This window comes from Limnofasciculus baicalensis BBK-W-15 (genome assembly GCF_024178385.1).
Taxonomy (GTDB): Bacteria; Cyanobacteriota; Cyanobacteriia; order Cyanobacteriales; family Coleofasciculaceae; genus Limnofasciculus; species Limnofasciculus baicalensis.
This window is the reverse complement of the sequence record NZ_JAMZMM010000741.1, coordinates 1-1,150: the sequence shown is the minus strand read 5'-3', so window position 1 is coordinate 1,150 and position 1,150 is coordinate 1. Positions and strand designations below refer to the sequence as shown.

The window sequence follows — 1,150 nt, the reverse complement described above, 5'->3', positions numbered from 1 at the left end:
GTCCCCCTTGTCCCTACTCCCCACTCCCTCAATCTGGAGAAGGTTCAGATTCTAGATAACGGAGGAAGGCAATTAATTCATCATCCTTGAGCATGTGGCGCGATCGCTTACCATAAGTTTCCATCAGGTAATCCCGTCCCCGCTGAGTTGTCCAACCCAAACGCTTCATTTCTACAGTAGTTCTCGCCATTACCTCAGACATATCCATTGGTATGTCAGGGGTGAGATTACTCATAGAAGTTGGATCAAATTCTGCTGGGGAGGGAGAGGGGACTGATACCTCCTGGCTGGGGGGATCGTTGGTGCTTGCCATCAGTATTTCCGGGGATTCAACTTGGGGAGGTTCAATTTCCTCAAATGCCTCAAATGATGGTAGGACTTCTGTTACCGAAAGCTTTGCCGCCATTGGTTTTTCTTCAACAGTCGCCTGATTTATTGCGCCATAATCGTGAGTTATCTGGTTCCCTGACTCTGGCAGAGGCATCCCATTTCCCTTTGTTCTCTTGGGAGTGGGGGTAAATTGAGTTGGTTGAACGGGATCTACACTTTTGGCAGAGAAAGCTGTTTCCATACTGGGAGTAGATGGTACAGGTGCTGAATGGGTAATAATTAATGTGTCCTTGGGTTTAGCCGTCGTTGAGTCATCCAGACATAAAGCTGCTATAGCTCGACTTCTAGCTCGATCTTCTGCTAATTCAACGGTTTGATCGGCAGCCATACCAGTGGCTAAGGTTGTTCCCTCAACTTGAACTAGGCAGCGCACGATGTACATACCGCGATCGATCGTCAATAGCTCGCTCAAGAGGCTGCCTTGGGGATAACATACTCGAAACTGAGTTAACATAAAAAACGGTTTTTGTGAACGGACTGGTGAGCTGGTATCATAATCTTTGAGGAAAGCGCCGATCGCTTGGGAACTGGCTCAAAAATTGGCAATCGGTCAGGATAAAGCAGTCAACTAGATGAGTAAGTTTTGTGTTGCACATCTAGAACCTACAATAAAAGAATGTCCATTGTGACTGTAACTCACTACTCCTACCAATCGGGAAGTGCTTGCCGCTCTTCGGCAACAATCCATAACAGGTAGTGCGTAAACGTCAGAAACCCCACGCCTAAAGGCGGGGGCTTGCCAAAGCCCAAATCTGACCAG

The 1,150-nt window shown here is 47.6% G+C and carries 1 protein-coding gene; it reads right to left on the bottom strand.

The window, feature by feature from the left end:
* Positions 1–28 precede the first annotated feature (28 nt).
* On the bottom strand, positions 29–844 hold the full coding sequence (locus NJ959_RS29890; protein WP_254015394.1) for a slr1353 family protein: 816 nt from the start codon (positions 842–844) through the stop codon (positions 29–31).
* Positions 845–1,150 lie beyond the last annotated feature (306 nt).